This window comes from Streptacidiphilus carbonis (assembly GCF_000787775.1).
GTDB classification, from domain to species: Bacteria; Actinomycetota; Actinomycetes; order Streptomycetales; family Streptomycetaceae; genus Streptacidiphilus; species Streptacidiphilus carbonis.
Window position 1 is genome coordinate 25,906 of sequence record NZ_BBPM01000004.1, and the last position, 17,553, is coordinate 43,458.

At 70.4% G+C, this 17,553-nt stretch carries 16 protein-coding genes; 8 read left to right on the forward strand and 8 right to left on the reverse strand.

Going from position 1 to position 17,553, the window contains the following annotated elements; genetic code table 11:
- Positions 1-69: 69 nt before the first annotated feature.
- Positions 70-3,051 carry an excinuclease ABC subunit UvrA gene (gene uvrA, locus TR46_RS04135; protein ID WP_042393536.1) on the reverse strand — a complete coding sequence of 994 codons (2,982 nt, stop codon included), beginning with the start codon at positions 3,049-3,051 and terminating at the stop codon, positions 70-72.
- Positions 3,052-3,287: 236 nt separating this feature from the next.
- On the opposite strand from uvrA, the gene TR46_RS04140 reads away from it, so the two are divergent.
- From TR46_RS04140 to TR46_RS04160, 5 genes are all read left to right on the forward strand, one after another.
- The gene (locus TR46_RS04140; protein WP_042393540.1) at positions 3,288-4,022 is read left to right on the forward strand and encodes a maleylpyruvate isomerase family mycothiol-dependent enzyme; all 735 of its coding nucleotides are present in this window, start codon (positions 3,288-3,290) and stop codon (positions 4,020-4,022) included.
- Positions 4,023-4,026: 4 nt separating this feature from the next.
- Positions 4,027-4,680, forward strand: coding sequence for an MBL fold metallo-hydrolase (locus tag TR46_RS04145; RefSeq protein WP_042393543.1), 654 nt, complete (start codon positions 4,027-4,029; stop codon positions 4,678-4,680).
- Positions 4,681-4,990: 310 nt separating this feature from the next.
- Positions 4,991-5,314 carry an STAS domain-containing protein gene (locus tag TR46_RS04150; RefSeq protein WP_084717879.1) on the forward strand — a complete coding sequence of 108 codons (324 nt, stop codon included), beginning with the start codon at positions 4,991-4,993 and terminating at the stop codon, positions 5,312-5,314.
- A gap of 101 nt (positions 5,315-5,415) precedes the next feature.
- Complete coding sequence (locus tag TR46_RS04155) at positions 5,416-6,051, forward strand: HdeD family acid-resistance protein (RefSeq protein WP_042393549.1); 636 nt, start codon at positions 5,416-5,418, stop codon at positions 6,049-6,051.
- Positions 6,052-6,637: 586 nt separating this feature from the next.
- Positions 6,638-6,871, forward strand: coding sequence for a hypothetical protein (locus TR46_RS04160; RefSeq protein WP_042393559.1), 234 nt, complete (start codon positions 6,638-6,640; stop codon positions 6,869-6,871).
- A 10-nt stretch (positions 6,872-6,881) separates the two neighbouring features.
- Here the strand turns inward: TR46_RS04160 and TR46_RS04165 are convergent, their stop codons facing one another.
- Positions 6,882-7,145 carry a hypothetical protein gene (locus TR46_RS04165; RefSeq protein ID WP_042393562.1) on the reverse strand — a complete coding sequence of 88 codons (264 nt, stop codon included), beginning with the start codon at positions 7,143-7,145 and terminating at the stop codon, positions 6,882-6,884.
- A 139-nt stretch (positions 7,146-7,284) separates the two neighbouring features.
- Here TR46_RS04165 and TR46_RS04170 point away from each other — a divergent pair, with 139 nt between their 5' ends.
- Positions 7,285-7,488, forward strand: coding sequence for a hypothetical protein (locus TR46_RS04170; RefSeq protein WP_042393564.1), 204 nt, complete (start codon positions 7,285-7,287; stop codon positions 7,486-7,488).
- A 112-nt stretch (positions 7,489-7,600) separates the two neighbouring features.
- On the opposite strand, the gene TR46_RS04175 is transcribed toward TR46_RS04170, so the two are convergent.
- Positions 7,601-7,804, reverse strand: coding sequence for a cold-shock protein (locus tag TR46_RS04175; RefSeq protein ID WP_034090357.1), 204 nt, complete (start codon positions 7,802-7,804; stop codon positions 7,601-7,603).
- A 504-nt stretch (positions 7,805-8,308) separates the two neighbouring features.
- Between TR46_RS04175 and TR46_RS04180 the strand changes: the two genes are divergently transcribed.
- Positions 8,309-8,512: a cold-shock protein gene (locus TR46_RS04180; RefSeq protein ID WP_030258797.1), complete on the forward strand. Its 204-nt coding sequence runs from the start codon at positions 8,309-8,311 to the stop codon at positions 8,510-8,512.
- A gap of 91 nt (positions 8,513-8,603) precedes the next feature.
- Here the strand turns inward: TR46_RS04180 and TR46_RS04185 are convergent, their stop codons facing one another.
- Positions 8,604-9,866 (reverse strand): MFS transporter, encoded by a 1,263-nt coding sequence (locus tag TR46_RS04185; protein WP_042393567.1) that lies wholly within the window; start codon positions 9,864-9,866, stop codon positions 8,604-8,606.
- Positions 9,867-9,987: 121 nt separating this feature from the next.
- Here TR46_RS04185 and TR46_RS04190 point away from each other — a divergent pair, with 121 nt between their 5' ends.
- Entirely contained in the window at positions 9,988-10,449 is a 462-nt protein-coding gene (locus tag TR46_RS04190; protein WP_042393579.1) for a MarR family winged helix-turn-helix transcriptional regulator, read from the forward strand.
- A 159-nt stretch (positions 10,450-10,608) separates the two neighbouring features.
- Here TR46_RS04190 and TR46_RS04195 read toward each other — a convergent pair whose 3' ends face one another.
- The 4 genes from TR46_RS04195 to uvrB form a co-directional block, all read right to left on the reverse strand.
- The gene (locus TR46_RS04195; protein ID WP_042393582.1) at positions 10,609-13,299 is read right to left on the reverse strand and encodes an ATP-binding protein; all 2,691 of its coding nucleotides are present in this window, start codon (positions 13,297-13,299) and stop codon (positions 10,609-10,611) included.
- A gap of 147 nt (positions 13,300-13,446) precedes the next feature.
- Entirely contained in the window at positions 13,447-14,415 is a 969-nt protein-coding gene (locus TR46_RS04200; RefSeq protein WP_439654340.1) for a TerC family protein, read from the reverse strand.
- Positions 14,416-14,674: 259 nt separating this feature from the next.
- Positions 14,675-15,253 carry a TerD family protein gene (locus TR46_RS04205; protein WP_042393585.1) on the reverse strand — a complete coding sequence of 193 codons (579 nt, stop codon included), beginning with the start codon at positions 15,251-15,253 and terminating at the stop codon, positions 14,675-14,677.
- 135 nt (positions 15,254-15,388) lie between these two features.
- Positions 15,389-17,509, reverse strand: a complete 2,121-nt coding sequence (gene uvrB, locus TR46_RS04210) for an excinuclease ABC subunit UvrB (protein ID WP_042393588.1) — start codon at positions 17,507-17,509, stop codon at positions 15,389-15,391.
- Positions 17,510-17,553 lie beyond the last annotated feature (44 nt).

The window sequence follows — 17,553 nt, forward strand, 5'->3', positions numbered from 1 at the left end:
ACCACGCCCAACGCGGTGCACCCGGGGCGGCTTGCGGCCCCGGGTGCACCCTATGCGGCGTTGCTGTGACTACTTCTTACCGGAGGAGGCCTTCTTGGCGACGGCCTTCTTCGCCGGCGTCTTCTTCGCCGGCGCCTTCCTGGCGGGTGCCGCCTTCTTGGCCGCCGGGGCCTGCTGCTTCGCCGCCGCGGCCTCCTCCTCCGCGAAGACCCGGTCCCCCAGGATGTCGCGCAGGAACTTGCCGGTGTGGCTCTCGGCCACCGTCGCGATGTGCTCAGGGGTGCCCTCGGCGACCACCAGGCCGCCGCCACTGCCGCCCTCGGGACCCATGTCCACGACCCAGTCGGCGGTCTTGATCACATCCAGGTTGTGCTCGATCACGATCACCGTGTTGCCCTTGTCGACCAGACCGGTCAGCACCTGGATCAGCTTGCTGATGTCCTCGAAGTGCAGCCCGGTGGTGGGCTCGTCCAGGACGTAGACGGTGCGCCCGGTGGAGCGCTTCTGCAGCTCGGAGGCCAGCTTGACGCGCTGCGCCTCACCCCCGGAGAGCGTCGGCGCGGGCTGGCCGAGCCGGACGTAGCCGAGGCCGACGTCGGTGAGGGTGCGCAGATGGCGGGCGATCGGCGGCACGGCCTGGAAGAACTCCAGGCCCTCCTCGATCGGCATGTCCAGCACCTCGGCGATGGACTTCCCTTTGAAGTGGACGTCCAGGGTCTCCCGGTTGTAGCGCGCCCCGTGGCACACCTCGCAGGGGACGTAGACGTCCGGCAGGAAGTTCATCTCGATCTTGATGGTGCCGTCGCCGGCGCAGTTCTCGCAGCGGCCGCCCTTGACGTTGAAGGAGAAGCGGCCCGGCAGGTAGCCGCGCACCTTGGCCTCGGTGGTCTCCGCGAACAGCTTGCGGACGTGGTCGAAGACACCGGTGTAGGTCGCCGGGTTGGACCGCGGGGTGCGGCCGATCGGCGACTGGTCGACATGGACCACCTTGTCGACCAGGTCGGTGCCGGTGACCCGGGTGTGCCGGCCCGGCACACTGCGGGCGCCGTTGAGCTCGCGCGCCAGGTGGGTGTAGAGGATGTCGTTGACCAGCGTGGACTTGCCGGATCCGGAGACGCCGGTGATCGCGGTCAGGGTGCCCAGCGGGAAGCTGACGTCCACGTCCTGCAGGTTGTGCTCGCGGGCGCCCTGGACGGTGATGTGCCGCTTGGGATCGATCGGGCGGCGCACCTCCGGGGTGGGGATGGAGCGGCGGCCGGAGAGGTAGGCGCCGGTCAGCGACCGCTCGTTGGCCAGCAGGCCCTCGCGCGATCCCGAGTGCACCACAAGGCCGCCGTGCTCCCCCGCGCCCGGGCCGATGTCCACCACCCAGTCCGCGGTGCGGATGGTGTCCTCGTCGTGCTCCACCACGATCAGGGTGTTGCCCAGGTCGCGCAGCCGCACCAGGGTCTCGATCAGCCGGTGGTTGTCGCGCTGGTGCAGCCCGATCGAGGGCTCGTCCAGCACATAGAGCACGCCGACCAGGCCGGAGCCGATCTGGGTGGCCAGCCGGATCCGCTGCGCCTCGCCGCCGGACAGCGTCCCCGCGGCGCGGTTCAGCGAGAGGTAGTCCAGGCCCACGTCGACCAGGAACTTCAGCCGCTCGTTGACCTCCTTGAGGACCCGTTCGGCGATGGTCTTCTCCCGGTCGGAGAGCTCCATCGCACCGAGGAAGTCGGCGCAGTCGCTGATCGACATCGAGGAGACCTCGGCGATGGACTTCCCCGCCATGGTCACCGCGAGCACCACCGGCTTGAGCCGGGTGCCGTGGCAGGCCGGGCAGTCCACCTCGCGCATGTAGCCCTCGAAGCGCTCGCGGCTGCTGTCGGTCTCGGACTCCGAGTGCCGGCGCTGGACGAAGGGCACCGCGCCCTCGAAGCCGGTGATGTAGGAGCGCTCACGGCCGAAGCGGTTCCGGAACTTCACCTCCACCTGGGAGTTGTGCCCGTACAGCAACGCCTTCCTGGCGCGCTGCGGCAGCCCGGCCCAGGGGATGTCGGTGCGGAAGCCCAACTCCTTGGCCAGCGCGCTGATCAGCCGCTGGTGGTACTCCCGGGTGTGGCCCAGCGACCAGGGGTGGATGGCGCCCTCGTCCAGGGTCTTCTCCTCGTCGGGGACGACCAGCTCCGGGTCCACCTCCATCCGGGAACCGAGTCCGGTGCACTCCGGGCAGGCGCCGAAGGGCGAGTTGAAGGAGAAGGAGCGCGGCTCCATCTCCTCGTAGGAGATGTCGTCGAAGGTGCAGTAGAGGTGCTCGGAGTACATCCGCTCACGCTCGGGGTCGTCCGCGGGCAGGTCCACGAAGTCCAGCACGACCGTGCCGCCGGAGAGCTTGAGCGCGGTCTCGACCGAGTCGGTGAGCCGGCGCTGGGCGCTCTTCTTCACGGTGAGGCGGTCGATGACCACCTCGATGGTGTGCTTCTCCTGCTTCTTGAGCACCGGCGGCTCGGTCAGCTGGACCGTCGCGCCGTCGACCCTGGCCCGGGAGTAGCCCTTGGTCTGCAGATCGGCGAAGAGGTCGACGAACTCGCCCTTGCGGGCCCGGACCAGCGGGCTGAGCAGCTGGAACCGGGTGCCCTCGGGCAGCTCCAGCACCTTGTCCACGATCTGCTGCGGCGACTGCCGGGCGATCGGGCGCCCGCAGACCGGGCAGTGCGGGTGGCCGATGCGGGCGAACAGCAGCCGGAGGTAGTCGTAGACCTCGGTGATGGTGCCGACGGTGGAGCGGGGGTTGCGCGAGGTGGACTTCTGGTCGATCGAGACGGCCGGGGAGAGGCCCTCGATGAAGTCGACGTCGGGCTTGTCCATCTGCCCGAGGAACTGCCGGGCGTAGGAGGACAGCGACTCGACGTAGCGGCGCTGGCCCTCGGCGAAGATGGTGTCGAAGGCCAGCGACGACTTGCCCGACCCGGAGAGGCCGGTGAACACGATGAGGGAGTCACGCGGCAGGTCGAGCGAGACGTTCTTGAGGTTGTGCTCGCGAGCACCGCGGACGATGAGGCGGTCTGCCACGCTTCTGCGCCTTCCGGATTGTGTGGGGACGTCGGGCGGCTCTGGATGGGGCGATCCGGCACCGCCCGACGCTCAGACTCTATGGGAGCACGTGTTCGATTTCTGAGGCAATCGAGAACCGTCACCCGAAGGGATGAACACGACGCTAGCGTGAGACCTTCCCCACCGTGGGAAACGAGAGAAAACGAAGCGGGACACGCACACCCGGACCCGCACCGGACGTGACGGGAGACACAATGACCGCCCCCGACCGAATCCCCACCCGGACCATGGCCCAGGCCGCCGAGTCCGCGGCACGACTGCTGCGCAGCGTCGAGGAGATGGCCCCCGAGCAGGTCCAGCAGCGCTCCGCACTGCCCGGCTGGACCCGCGGCCATGTGCTCACCCACATCTCGCGCAACGCCGACGCGCTCTGCAACCTGCTGCGCGGTGCGCGCATCTCGCAGTCCGTCCCGATGTACCCGAGCCCGGAGGCTCGCGAGCGCGACATCGAGGACGGCGCCAAGCGGCCGCCGGCCGACCAGTTGGCCGACCTGCGCGCCTCCGGGCTGCGTTTCACCGCCGCCACCGAGGCGATGCCGGACGAGGCCTGGTCGTTCGAGGTCCCGCACCGGCTCGGCCCCTTCCCCGCCTTCGGCGTCCCGTACAAGCGGGTCTCCGAGATCGAGTACCACCATGTCGACCTGGGCCTGGACTACACCCCGGCGCACTGGCCGACCGAATTCGTCACCCGTGAGCTGACCTCGCTCACCAACCGCTTCCGCGACTCCGCGGACCTGCCGTCGCTGCGGCTGCACGACTCCGACGCCGACACCACCTACCGCATCGGCGCCGGTCCGCAGCAGGGACCCGAGCCGCTGCGGCTCTCCGGACCGGCCCGGGCGCTGGTCGCCTGGCTCTCCGGCCGCGCCGACGGCTCCGCGCTGGGCGCGGCCGCCGCCGACCTGCCGGCGCTCCCGCCGCTAGGCTGACGCCATGTCGTACCACGGAGCGGTGAAGGTCGGCGGGACACCCGCGGTGCGGGAGCTCCCGCAGCTCATGATCACCAAAGTGGCCGTCGGGCCCATGAACAACAACGCGTACCTGCTACGCTGCCGGTCCACCGACCAGCAGTTGCTGATCGACGCCGCCGCGGACGCACCGGTCCTGCTGGAGACCGTCGGCGGCAGCCTCTCCACCGTGGTCACCACCCACCGGCACCAGGACCACTGGAACGCCCTCGCCGCCGTCGTCCAGGCCACCGGCGCCCGCACGGCGGCCGGCCGCCTGGATGCCGAGGGCATCCCGGTCCCCACCGACCTGCTCCTCGACGACGGCGACGCACTCCGCTTCGGCGAGGTCGAGCTCGCCGTCCACCACCTGGCGGGCCACACCCCGGGCGCGATCGCCCTGGTCTACGACGACCCCAAGGGCCACCCCCACCTCTTCACCGGCGACTGCCTCTTCCCCGGCGGCATCGGCAACACCTGGGGCGACCCCGCGGCCTTCACCAGGCTCCTCGACGGCGTCGAGGCCAAACTCTTCGCCCGCCTCCCCGACGAGACCTGGGTCTACCCCGGCCACGGCGACGACACCACCCTCGGCACCGAACGCCCCCACCTCACCGAATGGCGCACCCGCGGCTGGTAGCCGCTCCGCGAGCGCCTGCAGCAGCCCTCGCAACCCCCGGGACGGTGCCCCGCATCCACGCGACCCGGGGCACCGGTACGCGACCGGGGGATGCGCGCACACCAAGATCTTGTCCATGCTCCGGCAATTTATGCACGGCAGTACTGCCATGGTTGCCGCGGCAGCCGTCCGGCTGTCCGGAGCGCGCCTCCGCTAGGCTCTGACGTGCCGCCTCGCTGACACATGCGCGGGGAATATATATTGAGACGTGTACACGCCATGCTTGCTTCAACTACCTTGCTCCAGTCACCGTTGGCGCATCGGAGATGACATGGGCACCCGTTCAGACATAGCCGTACTCCTGATGGACGGCTCCAGGACCGCAGAGGTCATGCTCACCGGCCGCGTTGACCGGCGGGCCGACGCGATGCTGGCCGAAGCCCTGGAGCTGCTGCTCACCGATCCGCAGGTGGAGCGCATCGAGATCGACACCGCCATGGTGAACTTCTGCGACCGCGGGGGGCTCACCGTGTTCATCCGGGCGCAGCGCCAGGCCGCCCACTTCGGGGTCCCGCTGTACATCGTCCGGGCGGCGCCGCTGGTGCAGCACGTGCTGATGTCCACCGGGCTGACCGCCATGCTCACGTCGGCCTAGACCGCGGCGGCGCGTGGAGCCCGGGCCGCCCGACAGGCGGGAACGCGGCGGCGGAGGGACGATGGCTGCCACCGCAACTGCCGCGCGAGAGGTTGCCGACCATGAGCGTCTCCTCCGATCCGTACTCCGGTCCGCATCGTGACCGTCCCGCTGCGGGCACCCGTTCGGGGCTCACGGTGGAGGCCCTGGCCAACGCCGCCTGGCAGGTGCTGGCGGCCGCCGGCGCGGCCTCGATCGTCCTGGGCGTCCTGGTCCTGGTGTGGCCGCACGTCACCCTCGCCGTCGTCGGCATCCTCTTCGGTATCTACCTGCTGGCCAGCGGCGTCTTCCAGATCGCCGGGGCGTTCGGCAACCATGTGCCGGGTGCACTGCGCGCTGTCGGCTTCGTCAGCGGCGCGATCTGCATCATGCTGGGTCTGATCTGCTTCCGCGGTGCCGCCGAGTCCACCTTTCTGCTGGGGCTGTGGATCGGCTTCGGCTGGCTGCTGCAGGGCGTCATGCTGACGGCCGTCGCGCTGTCCACCGAGGGACTGCCGGCCCGCGGCTGGCAGCTGTTCCTGGGCGTGATCACCGCCGCCGCCGGCATCGTGCTGATCGTCGCCCCGTTCCACTCGCTGACCGTGCTCACCGTGGTGGCCGGGATCTGGCTACTGGTGCTGGGCGCTACCGGCATCGTCCACGCGTTCCAGCTGCGCTCGCTCACCAGGTCGCTCAGCGGATCGCTCAGCGGATCCTGAACACCCGTCAGCACGGCCGCCCGGCCCGGGCCCTGGCCGCGGCCTTTCGCCGAACCATCGATCGTCATATGCTGACTGCGCTGCCTCGGACCCCGACTGTGCGCACCTGAAGGGCGTGGATGCCCAGCCTGGCGGGACCAGGAGGAGAAGGCAGCCCTGCACGGCGGCACCTTCTGTCACCCGGTTCCACTCCACCGCTTCGGCGGCCGGGGAGGCGCGTCCGCTTGCGGGTGCGGCCCGAGGTATTCGCGCCCGAGCGCCCTGACGCTGATGGGTTCTCCCGTCGGGGCCGCCTCCGGCCGCCGCCCCAGGGCACGCGGCGGCAGATGGTCCGCACCGGTCCGGCCACCGGTGCGGACCATCCCGACCGGCACCGCCTCCGCCGACACCACCGCGACCGCCCGGTCCACCGCCGAGACCGGCTCCGCGGGCACCCTGCCAGCCCCTGATGGAACAGTGAATCGTGCCGTCATGGGCGTAGTGCCCGGACCGCCCGGTTTCCTACGATGATCGCCGCAAGGGCCCGTTCTGCCCCTGTGCGGCCCCGGCGGCCCCGAACGCCATGCTGATACGGAGCATTCGCGCGATGACAGCTCTGCACTGGCGAACCGCGCGCGAACTGCGCCTGATCGCCAAGATCATCCCCGACCCGGGCCACCCCGGCGAGTGCCTCGACCGGCTCGCCGACGTCCGGGTCGCCGCGCTCGGGCCGGTCCTCTACGTGGACGCCCGGCCGACCGGGACGCGCGACCCGGACGCGGCGGAGCCGGGGGTCTACGCCATACCCAGCTCCTCGGTGGTCTTCCTGTCCTTCCGCTGACAGCCGACCGCTACTCGCCGGCGTCCCCGCCCCAGAAGCCGGGACCGCCGCCGACCCAGGCCACCGCGTCGGACTGGGCCACGTCGACGTCCTCCAGCCCGGCCCTGCGGGCGAACTCCTCCACGTCGGCCACGTTGTAGGCCTTCCCGACCACGGTGCCGAGGATCTCGACGCCGCGGTAGGGCGGGCGCGTGGTCATCGTCGGCGGGTGGACCACGATGTGGGCGGAGTGAGCGGACCGGCCGCTGTGCTCGGTGCTGTCGCTGTGGTTCATGCCCTCCATCCTGCCGCCCGCACCCGGCGAAAGCGCGCCGTCGACATGGCGCGGCGTTGAACCGCGACCGTCCCCGCCGCGTACCCCTGGACGGACCGCCGAACCAGTCGCGGGCGGCCGAGGCGGAGCGGAGTGGCTCATGTGGGTACGCGGGGTCGGAGGGGTGCTGCTCATCGTGCTGGGGGCGGTCTGGGTCGCCCAGGGCACGGGGGCCGTGCACGGTTCGATGATGAGCGGCAACAGCCAGTACGCGGCGCTCGGGGCGCTGGTGATCGTGGTGGGGGTCGCGCTGCTCGGATGGGCCTGGCGGGTCCGGGCAGGACGGTCCCGCGGCGGACGCTGACCGCCGCGGGACCGCACGCGCACAACGCGGAACGCCCCGCACCGGTGGAACCGGTGCGGGGCGTTCGCTGGTCGTTCGCGGTCGGGGCCTGCGGCCCCTGGAGCGGAGGACCTTACAGCGGGCGGATGTTCTCGGCCTGCGGGCCCTTCTGGCCCTGCGTGACGTCGAACTCGACCTTCTGGCCCTCGAGCAGCTCGCGGAAGCCCTGGGCGTTGATGTTGGAGTAGTGGGCGAAGACGTCGGCGCCGCCGCCGTCCTGCTCGATGAAGCCGAAGCCCTTTTCGGCGTTGAACCACTTGACGGTACCGGTGGCCATGTCTCTCGTTCTCCTCTGTAGTCGTGCAGGAGAACCGCACCGTGCGGACTCCGAGTACTCGATCCGCACGCCCGTGCCATGAATGAGGGGTGACCTCGGACAGCAAAAAGGCCCGCGATCGGGATCACGGGCGTACAAACGTCGAGAACCACGACTACTACAGGGCAAAACCGTACACGATGCGCGCCCTCGCGACCACGCGACGCGACAACCGGCGCGTGTCGCGCGTCGCCTCGGGCGGCGCATCCTCGGCGCGGCCCTCCGCGCGGCACGCCGGAGAGACCGGGATCCGAGATCCGGGATCTGTTGACGCCACCCGGTACGCACCCTGTATTCTCTAGATCAGTTGCAGTGCGTGGTTCCCTAAGTTTTGGCCGCCCGTGATCGCGATCACGGGCGTTCGTGCTTTTGCAGGTCCCTTTCGTGACCAGGGTGATCATTCCGGCGACACAGGGTCCGTACCGTGCGGATCCTGGCACCAGCCCCTGACAGAAGGAGACCAATATGGCCACCGGTACCGTGAAGTGGTTCAACGCCGAAAAGGGTTTCGGCTTCATTGAGCAGGACGGCGGCGGCGCCGACGTCTTCGCTCACTACTCGAACATCAACGCGCAGGGCTTCCGCGAGCTCCTCGAGGGCCAGAAGGTCGAGTTCGACGTCACGCAGGGCCAGAAGGGCCCGCAGGCCGAGAACATCCGCACGATCTGACGATCGCCGCGCGTCGAGGACGCCCCCGCACTTCGGTGCGGGGGCGTCCTTGCGTTCACCCTGCGGGTCACCGTTCGCGGGGCGCTCCTTGCTACGCGATGAGGGAGCGGTCAGCCGCACGGGCCGCCGCCTCGGCCGCTACGGTCCCGGCTCCGATTCCGGTTCCGATTCCGGTTCCGGCCCCCGCCCCCGCCCCGGCGGCCTCGCGCGCGGTCCGGCGCTCCAGGGCCGAGGAGAGCAGGGCCAGCCCCAGGGCGGCCGCGGCGAAGGCGGCGCCGACCCAGTTGGGGGCGGTGTAGCCGAGGCCGCCCGAGATCGCCAGGCCGCCCGCCCAGGCGGCCAGCGCGTTGCCGAGGTTGAAGGCGCCGATGTTCAGGGCCGAGGCCAGCGTGGGCGCGCCGGCCGCCTGGTCCAGCACCCACTTCTGCAGCGGCGGTACGGTCGCGAAGCCGAGGGCGCCGATCAGGAAGACGGTGACGGTGGCCGTGACCTCGTCGTGCGCGGTCACCGTGAACAGCGCCAGCACCACAGCCAGTGCGCCGAGCGCGACATAGAGCATCCGCATCAGCGAACGGTCCGCGTAGCGGCCGCCAACCAGGTTCCCGGCCACCATGCCCAGGCCGAACAGGGCCATCAGCCAGGTCACCGAGGCGTCCGCGAATCCGGCCACCTCGGTCATCATCGGCGCCACATACGTGATCGCGGCGAACACCCCGCCGAAGCCCAGCACGGTCATCGCCATCGCCAGCAGCACCTGCGGATTGCGCAGCACCGCCAGCTCGTGGCGCAGCCGCACCTCCCCCGAGCGCGCCTGCTCCGGAATCAGCCGGGCCACGCCCAGCAGGCCCAGCACGCCCAGTCCGGCGATGAACAGGAATGTGGCGCGCCAGCCGAGGTGCTGCCCGACCAGGGTGCCCAGCGGCACACCGACCACATTGGCGACGGTCAGCCCGGTGAACATCATGGCGATGGCTCCGGCCTTCTTCTGCGGCGCCACCAGGTCGGCGGCGACCACCGAGCCGATGCCGAAGAAGGCCCCGTGCGCCAGCGAGGCGACGATCCGTCCGGCCAGCATCACCCCGAAGGAGGGGGCCAGCGCGGAGACGGTGTTGCCGATCACGAACAGGCCCATGAGCAGCATCAGCATCCGCTTGCGCGGTATCCGGGTGCCCAGCACGGTCATCAGGGGGGCTCCGGCCACCACGCCCAGCGCATAGCCGGTGACCAGCAGGCCCGCGGTGGGGACGGCGACGCCGAAGGAGTCGCCGATCTGCGGCAGCAGCCCCATCACCACGAATTCGGTGGTGCCGATGCCGAAGGCCCCGATGGCGAGGGCCAGGAGTGCGAGAGGCATGGTCTGCCTTCCAGGAGTGCGGGCTTCCCAGGATTCGGAAGCGGGTACCTGGACGACATTAGTTGCACGCGCTGGTTAGTTGCAAACGCTGGTTATTGCAGCGGTGCCGTATCATCGAGGCATGACCGCAACGGACCCAGACCTCACAGCGCTGGCCCAGGGCTGGTGCGCCCTCTCGCTGCTGCACGGACGGATCGAGTCGCACATCGAGCAGGCCCTGCAGTCCGGGCACGACCTCAGCGTGCGGGAGTACTCACTGCTGGACGTCCTGAGCCGGCAGCACAGCGGCACCGGCGGCCACCTGCGGATGTCCCAGGTGGCCGAGGCCGTGGTGCTGAGCCAGAGCGCGACGACCCGGCTGGTCTCCCGCCTGGAGGACCGCGGACTGCTGGCCCGCTACCTCTGCCCCACGGACCGGCGCGGCATCTACACCGATGTCACCGAGGCGGGGCTGGCACTGCTGGAGCAGGCGCGGCCCACCAATGAGCGGACTCTGCGCGAGGCGCTGGACGCGGCGGGGCAGAACCCCGAACTGGCCCCGCTGGTGCGCGCCGTCAGCACGCTCCACGCCGTCCACGCGTAGGAGGTTCCGTCCGGCCTTCGGGTGCGGGTCGTGCGTGGCTTGTCGCGCAGTCCCCCGCGCCCCTACGGAGGTGCAACCGTCCCGCCGCGGTTCAGTTGCAGCCCCCTGGGGGCGCGGGGGACTGCGCGACAAGCCACGCACCGCCCGCACCCGAAAGTGCTACCCCAGCCCCCGGCGGGCGTCCTCGGCGAGCTCGTCCGCACCGCACCCCTCGGCCAGCGCCAGGGCCGTACGGAACCGTTCGGCCGCTTCCGCCTCGCGACCGTCCTCGCGCAGCGCCGTCGCCAGGTCGATTACGGCCCGGCTGTGCTCGTAGGGGGCCACGCAGCCCTCGAACCGGTCGACCGCCCTGCGCAGCAGCTCGACTTTGGCCCTGCGGTCCTCCGCGAACTCGGCGACCGCCCGCAGCGCCGTGCCGACGGCGGAGTCGGTGCCGAACCGTTCCGCCCGGACCAGCTGGTCCGCGGCCAGGGCCCGGGCCGTCCCGAGATCGCCCGACTGGGCGTGGGCCTGGGCCAGTGCCCGCTGCCACCCGCACCAGCCCGGGTTGCTCATCTCCCGGTGGTCCAACCGCTCCCCGGCGGCGGTGAGTTCGGCCAACGCCCCCTCCGCGTCGCCGAGCGCGAGCAGCAGCCCGCCGCGTACCGTCTGCGAGTCCGGGAAGACCACGGCCGCCGAGTACGGGGCCTGGAAGCGGTAGCGCTCGACCAGTTCGCGGGCGTCCGCCACCTTGCCGCGCGCCATCAGCACCGCCGCCAGTGTCCCCACCGCGAACCAGTGCACCGGCACGCCCTCGCCGCCGACGCGGTTGGCGATGGCCAGCCCCTCGCGGGCGCTGAGCTCGGCATCGGCCAGGCTGCCGGTGCGGTAGCGGATGTAGCCGAGGATGGTGTGCCCGAAGGCGAGATGGGCGCCGCGCCACCCGGCCTCCTCGTACTCGGCGATGCCCTGGGCGAACAGCTCCTCGGCGCGCTCGGGCAGGTCGGCGAACATGTAGACCAGCGACGCCAGGGTCGGCACCTCGAAGGCCCACTCCTGGTCGGTCCAGCTCAGCCCCTCCTCCTGGGCGAGGTCGGCGTAGTGCACGGCGGTGGCCACCGGCTCGCCGCGTACCACGGCGTCCCAGGCGCGCAGCCCGAACACATAGCGCTCCGCGGTGCCGATGGTCTGCTCGCCGCGCTCCAGCAGCAGAGCGAGGTCGGCCAGGCGTTCGGAGCGGTCCGCCGACCCCTCCTCGGCGGCGTCGAAGGCGCACCACATGAAGTTCCAGACCAGAAGCCGCAGCCGGGTCTGGTCGGATTCCGCCAGCGCGGCCGCCTCCGCGGTGGTCCGCGACGCCTCCAGCAGGCTGTTGCTGTGCGCCAGCGACTGGGCCAACCGGACGGTGATGCCCTCGTGCAGTTGGTCCGGCAGCTGCGGCTGCTCCAGCGCGGCCCGCAGATGGCCCACGGTCTGGGCCGGGTCGTAGAGCAGGGTGGAGCAGCCCAGCTCGAACAGCACCTCGGCCCGCTGGGCCGACGACGGGGGCTCCCGCAGCGCCCTGGCCAGGCAGCGCTGCGCCGTCTCCGGGGCGCCGGCCTGCATGAACGCCCTTGCCGCCGCGCGCAGTTGCTCGACCACCGCGGTGTCGCCCTGCGGCGGGATCTCCAGCCAGTGCCGGGCCGCGGTGATCGGGCCCTTGCCTGCGCCGAGGACGATCCAGCCGGCCCGGCCGTGCATACCGGTGCGCAGGTCGTCCGGGATGCCCCGGTAGACCGAGGTGGCGACCAGCGGGTGGATGAACTCCAGGATCTGATGGCCGGTCAGAATGCGGGCCTCGCGCAGCCGGTCGGCCGCCTCGGCGGCGTCGGCGGGGGTCAGTGCGGCGGTGGCGGCGGCGAGTTCCAGTGGGGTGTGGATGCCCAGCACCGACACCGCCCAGGCCAGTCGCACCGAGGAGGCGCCGAGCCGCTCCAGCCGCGCCAGCAGACCGCTGCCCTTGGTGGCCGCGGCCACGTCGCGCAGCAGCGGGCAGGACTCCTCGACCGGGGCCAGCCCGCGCTCCTGGGACTTGGCCAGCAGTTCGACCGTCTCGAAGGGGTTGCCGCCGGTCACCGCCCAGACCTCGCGGCAGAAGGCGTCCTCGACCCGTACCGGCGGGCTGCCGAACATCCTGCGCACCAGCGCCGCCACCGCGTCCGGGGTCAGCGCGGTGAGCCCCAGCGGCGTGGCCCCGTTGGCCCCGGCCATGGTGCGGAAGGAGGCCGGGTTGTCCGGGAGTTCGTCCGGGCGGTAGGCGGTGACCAGCAGCACCGGCAGGCCGTCGACCCGGGTCGCGAAGGAGGCCAGCCAGCTCAGCGACTCCGCGTCGGCCCAGTGCGCGTCGTCCACCACCAGGACCAGCGGGCCCCGGGAGACGGCGAGGTTGGTGACCACCCAGTCCAGACCGTCCCGGACGCCCTGCGGGTCGGGGGCGGCGGAGGCGGCCGCCTCGTCGTCCTGGGCCAGGCCGATCGCCGGGCCGACGATGTCCATCCAGCCGCCCAGGAGATCGCGCCGCTGCTGCTCACCGAGGCCGGCCAGCATCGGTTTCAGCAGCGCGCGGACCACGTGGAAGGCGGACAACTGCTCCTGCTCGCCGCCTCGGGCCGCCAGCACCAGCAGCCCGCGGTCAGCCGCCTCCTGGCGCACGGCTGCCAGCAGGCTGGTCTTGCCGAGGCCGGCGGCGCCCGTGTAGACGAGCAGCCGCTCGCCCGGCCGTGCGGGGACCGCACTGGCCGCCAGGCTGTCCAACGCGCCGCGAGCGGCTTCGAGTTCGACGCCGCGTTCCAGCAGAACGCCGCCGCCACCTGCATGCCTCTGCTCCGCCACGGTCCGAGCCTAGCGTCAACACGCCTGACGGGCGGGCCCCTTGCCGGAACCCGCCCGCCATCGAACTGCAGGAATCTTTGACGCTCCGTCACGGTTCCTACACAAACGGAGCTGTGACCCCGCTGTCTCCCGGTGGCGCCGCCGCGGCTACTGCTTCTGCAGCTCGCGCTCCGGCAGGGACTGCTCCTCCTTGCGGGAGGCGACCAGGCTGGTGACCGTGGTCACCGCCAGCACCACCACGATGAAGCCGAGCGAGAACGGGATGCCGATCTCCGGGGCCCAGTGCGCACCGGCCTCATGCAGGGCGTGCAGCAGCAGCTTCACGCCGATGAAGCCGAGGATCACCGAGAGGCCGTAGGAGAGGTGGACCAGCTTCTTCAGCAGACCGCCGATCAGGAAGTACAGCTGGCGCAGGCCCATCAGCGCGAAGGCGTTCGCGGTGAAGACGATGTAGGCGTCCTGGGTGAGGCCGAAGATGGCCGGGATGGAGTCCATCGCGAACAGGACGTCGGTGGTACCGATGGCCAGCATCACGATCAGCATCGGGGTGATCAGCCGCTTGCCGTTCTGCACCACCAGGAGCTTGGTGCCGTGGTAGCGGTCGGTCGCCGGGAAGCGGTTCTCGACGGCCCTGAGGAGCCGGTTCTCCTCGAACTCCTCCTCCGCACCGGCCCCGGCCTCCTTGATGAGCTTCCAGGCGGTCCAGATCAGGAAGGCACCGAAGATGAAGAAGACCCAGGAGAAGCCGGCGATGATCGCGGCGCCGGCGGCGATGAAGGCCGCCCGCAGCACCAGCGCGATCAGCACCCCGACCATCAGCACCCGCTGCTGGTAGATGCTGGGCACGGCGAACTTGGCCATGATCAGGATGAAGACGAACAGGTTGTCGACGCTCAGCGACTTCTCGGTGATGTACCCGGCGAAGAACTGCCCGGCAGGGGCCGAGCCGGAGTGCCACCAGAGGAAGCCGCCGAAGGCGACGGCCAGCAGGACCCAGACGGCCGTCCAGGTCCCCGCCTCCTTGAGCGAGACGTCGTGCGGCTTGCGTCCGCCGATGAAGAAATCTGCGGCGATCAGGGCGACCAGCACCCCGATGGTGGTGGCCCACATGGCCATGGAAACGTCCACGAACTGCTCCTTCGGCAAGTCGGATGGGCTGGCCGAAGGTCTCCTCCGCCCCGCCGCCATGGCGAACGGGGCCGATATTTCCGGGCGCGGTACGGACCGCCGCCGTGTTGACGGAAACATCGTTCTAGGGAGTACTCCCCTTCGAGATCCCATCATCCTCAGCGCTTGGTAAAACGCTGGTAAAGGAGGTGCATCTCGAAGGAAAGTGCAGGTCAGGGGCGTGTGCGCCGAGGTCTGAGCTGCAGGATCAGAGGTAGGGGGCGATGGCCGGGAGCATGTCCTGGAAGGTGCGGCCGCGGGCCGGCGCGCCGATGGCCGACATCTGCCAGCCGCCGCCGGAGTCCCGCTGCACCTTGGCCATCACCTGGCCGGTGTGCGCGCCGCCGCCGGTGAGGCTGTAGCGGGCCAGCTCCTGGCCGGTGCTCTCGTCGACCAGGCGGCAGTGCGCGTTCTCGACCTCCTGGAAGGTCTGGCCGGTGTAGGAGTTCACCGTGAACACGATCTGGTTGACGTGCTCGGGAACCCTGGAGAGGTCCACCAGGATCGACTCGTCGTCCTCGCCGCCGGCGCCACCGGTGAGGTTGTCGCCGGTGTGCCGCACCGAGCCGTCATTGCTCACCAGATGCTGGAAGAAGACCACATCGGCCAGTTGGTGGTCGGCGAAGAGCACCGCCGAGGCGTCCAGGTCGATCTGCCGGGCGCGCCGGCCGAACAGCCCCTTGCGCGGAGCGGCCTGCCAGCCCAGGCCCATCCGCACCACCGTGAGCGTGCCCCCGCCCGCCTTCTCCAGGCTGACGCTCTGACCCTTGTTCAGACTTACCGACATGACGGACATCCTCCCCGTTCCCGACGCGCTCAGACGCCTTGAAAGCAAGCCCGGCCGTCCAAAAGCAACCACGGCCTTCCAAAGACAAGCACTGACGCCCGACAGCAAACTCTACGCATGGAACGGGCGCGACGCTCACGCCATTCCGGCCTCGCGCATCTGGCGCAACTCCTTCTTCAGTTCGTTGACTTCGTCGCGCAGTCTGGCCGCCACCTCGAACTGCAGCTCGGCGGCGGCGGTGTGCATCCGGTCGGTCAGCTCGGCGATGAGCTCGGCGAGCTCGGCCGCGGGCAGTCCCTTGGCGTCGGCGGCGCCGCGCTTGCCGGCCGCGCCGAGCGCCGGGACCGGCGCCTTCGCTCCCCGGCCGCCCTTCACTCCGCCCGGCTGGCGGTAGCCGGTGCTCAGCAGCTCGCCGGTGTCGATGTCCTCGCGGGCGATGGAGTCGAGGATGTCGCCGATCTTCTTCCGCAGCGGCTGCGGGTCGATGCCGTGTTCGGCGTTGTAGGCCTGCTGGATCTCGCGGCGGCGGTTGGTCTCCTCGATCGCCTTCTCCATCCCCGGGGTGATCCGGTCCGCGTACATGTGGACCTGGCCGGAGACATTGCGGGCGGCGCGGCCGATGGTCTGGATCAGCGAGGTGCCGGAGCGCAGGAAGCCCTCCTTGTCCGCGTCCAGGATCGCCACCAGCGAGACCTCGGGCAGGTCCAGGCCCTCACGGAGCAGGTTGATGCCGACCAGGACGTCGTACTCGCCGGCCCGCAGCTCGCGCAGCAGCTCCACCCGGCGCAGGGTGTCGATGTCGCTGTGCAGGTACCGGACCCGGATGTCCAGGTCGAGCATGTAGTCGGTGAGGTCCTCGGCCATCTTCTTGGTGAGGGTGGTGACCAGGATCCGCTCGTCCTTCTCGGTGCGCAGCCGGATCTCGTGGATCAGGTCGTCGATCTGGCCCTCGGTGGGCTTGACCACGACCTCCGGGTCGATCAGGCCGGTCGGACGGATGATCTGGTCGACCTGGCCGTCGCCGCGCGCCAGCTCGAACTTGCCCGGCGTCGCCGAGAGGTAGACGGTCTGGCCGATCCGCTCCAGGAACTCCTCCCACTTCAGCGGGCGGTTGTCCATCGCCGAGGGCAGCCGGAAGCCGTGCTCGACCAGGGCGCGCTTGCGGGAGGCATCGCCCTCGTACATCGCGCCGATCTGCGGGACGGTGACATGGGACTCGTCGATGACCAGGAGGAAGTCCTCCGGGAAGAAGTCCAGCAGGGTGTTGGGCGCGGTGCCCGCGTCACGGCCGTCGATGTGCCGGGAGTAGTTCTCGATGCCCGCGCAGGTGCCGATCTGACGCATCATCTCGATGTCGTACGTGGTGCGCATCCGCAGCCGCTGGGCCTCCAGCAGCTTGCCCTGCTTGTCCATGGTGGCCAGGGTCTGCTCCAGCTCCGCCTCGATCCCGGCGATGGCGCGCTCCATCCGCTCCGGGCCCGCGACGTAGTGCGAGGCCGGGAAGACGTAGAGCTCCTGGTCCTCGCTGATGACCTCGCCGGTGAGCGGGTGCAGGGTGGTCAGCGCCTCGATCTCGTCGCCGAACATCTCGATCCGGACCGCGAGCTCCTCGTACACCGGGAAGATCTCGATGGTGTCGCCGCGGACCCGGAAGGTGCCGCGGGTGAAGGCGACGTCGTTGCGGGTGTACTGGATGTCGACGAAACGGCGCAGCAGCGCGTCCCGGTCGAACTCCTGGCCGACCTTGAGCTGCACCATCCGGTCGACGTACTCCTGGGGCGTGCCCAGGCCGTAGATGCAGGACACCGAGGCGACCACGATCACGTCGCGACGGGTCAGCAGCGAGTTGGTGGTGGAGTGCCGCAGCCGCTCCACCTCCTCGTTGATGGAGGAGTCCTTCTCGATGTAGGTGTCGGTCTGGGCGATGTACGCCTCGGGCTGGTAGTAGTCGTAGTACGAGACGAAGTACTCGACCGCGTTGTTGGGGAACAGCTCGCGGAACTCGTTGGCCAGCTGCGCGGCCAGGGTCTTGTTGGGCGCCATCACCAGAGTCGGCCGCTGGAGCTTCTCGACCATCCAGGCGGTGGTGGCGGACTTGCCGGTACCGGTGGCGCCGAGCAGGACGACATCCTTCTCACCTGCGCGGATACGGCGTTCCAGCTCGGCGATCGCGGTCGGCTGGTCGCCGCTGGGCTGGTAGGGACTGACGACCTCGAAGGGCGCCACTGTTCGCTCTAGATCGGTGATGGGTCTCACGGAACCAACCGTACGGCCCGGCACTGACAATCCGGCTCCGCCCG

What these genes read in the sequence shown, in the direction of transcription:
- TR46_RS04140 (WP_042393540.1), top strand. Translation starts at nt 3,288, where the DNA reads ATGACCGCCCCCGACCGAATCCCCACCCGGACCATGGCCCAGGCCGCC.
- TR46_RS04145 (WP_042393543.1), top strand. Translation starts at nt 4,027, where the DNA reads ATGTCGTACCACGGAGCGGTGAAGGTCGGCGGGACACCCGCGGTGCGG.
- TR46_RS04150 (WP_084717879.1), top strand. Translation starts at nt 4,991, where the DNA reads ATGGGCACCCGTTCAGACATAGCCGTACTCCTGATGGACGGCTCCAGG.
- TR46_RS04155 (WP_042393549.1), top strand. Translation starts at nt 5,416, where the DNA reads ATGAGCGTCTCCTCCGATCCGTACTCCGGTCCGCATCGTGACCGTCCC.
- TR46_RS04160 (WP_042393559.1), top strand. Translation starts at nt 6,638, where the DNA reads ATGACAGCTCTGCACTGGCGAACCGCGCGCGAACTGCGCCTGATCGCC.
- TR46_RS04165 (WP_042393562.1), bottom strand. Translation starts at nt 7,145, where the DNA reads ATGAACCACAGCGACAGCACCGAGCACAGCGGCCGGTCCGCTCACTCC.
- TR46_RS04170 (WP_042393564.1), top strand. Translation starts at nt 7,285, where the DNA reads ATGTGGGTACGCGGGGTCGGAGGGGTGCTGCTCATCGTGCTGGGGGCG.
- TR46_RS04175 (WP_034090357.1), bottom strand. Translation starts at nt 7,804, where the DNA reads ATGGCCACCGGTACCGTCAAGTGGTTCAACGCCGAAAAGGGCTTCGGC.
- TR46_RS04180 (WP_030258797.1), top strand. Translation starts at nt 8,309, where the DNA reads ATGGCCACCGGTACCGTGAAGTGGTTCAACGCCGAAAAGGGTTTCGGC.
- TR46_RS04185 (WP_042393567.1), bottom strand. Translation starts at nt 9,866, where the DNA reads ATGCCTCTCGCACTCCTGGCCCTCGCCATCGGGGCCTTCGGCATCGGC.
- TR46_RS04190 (WP_042393579.1), top strand. Translation starts at nt 9,988, where the DNA reads ATGACCGCAACGGACCCAGACCTCACAGCGCTGGCCCAGGGCTGGTGC.
- TR46_RS04200 (WP_439654340.1), bottom strand. Translation starts at nt 14,415, where the DNA reads ATGGCCATGTGGGCCACCACCATCGGGGTGCTGGTCGCCCTGATCGCC.
- TR46_RS04205 (WP_042393585.1), bottom strand. Translation starts at nt 15,253, where the DNA reads ATGTCGGTAAGTCTGAACAAGGGTCAGAGCGTCAGCCTGGAGAAGGCG.